Origin of the sequence: Pantoea sp. ANP04 (assembly GCF_041982285.1) — a bacterium.
Taxonomy (GTDB): domain Bacteria; phylum Pseudomonadota; class Gammaproteobacteria; order Enterobacterales; family Enterobacteriaceae; genus Pantoea; species Pantoea eucalypti.
Genome location: NZ_JAUTYS010000118.1, coordinates 1 through 561 on the forward strand (window position 1 = coordinate 1; position 561 = coordinate 561).

The 561-nt window shown below is 46.5% G+C and carries 1 protein-coding gene; it reads right to left on the minus strand.

The genetic code is table 11. The features are described from left to right. Positions 1 to 548: transposase domain-containing protein (locus tag Q7C21_RS22635; RefSeq protein ID WP_375151182.1), on the minus strand; the 548-nt coding region annotated here is incomplete at its 3' end. Positions 549 to 561: the final 13 nt, after the last annotated feature.

The following is a 561-nucleotide window of genomic DNA, read 5'->3' on the forward strand; positions in this document are numbered from 1 at the left end:
ACGTTTAGCTGACGGGCTAAGGTGATCTCTCCTTGACCCATATCTCCAAGGGTTGTGTCAATGATCTCATGCGTGTCAGTATTGATCAGGCATACCGAACGCATTTGTGGATAGGGCGCCTCTTTGGTTCTGCCTTTGCTTGAACTAAAGTGCTGAAGGTTCTCATCAGTATAGGGTAGTGAGTATACGACACCGTCTACAGCTTGGACGCTAAGTCCCATAAAGTCTTGCTGCTGGGTTAGTGATTCTGTTTGGTAGTGAGCACTTAGTTGATGAAATAGCTGCTTTAGAGGCTCATGCCCGAGGCGTTGTCTTGCTTGTACCACTGCACTGGGTACACAGGCCTGTGAGTCTATATTAAGCCGCATTTGCTCTGTGATATACCAGATGGAACGGTTTCGATATAAAGCTGTGCCGATGACTATCCAAACAACGTGTTCGGCAGGTAGCTTACGCCTTCTAATGCTCGCTTTGCCGGTATACTCTAAAGCTTGCTGTATCCACTCAGGGTCTATTAATTCACTAAATTGTTCTAGGGTGTCTGGAATCCTTTTATGCGTC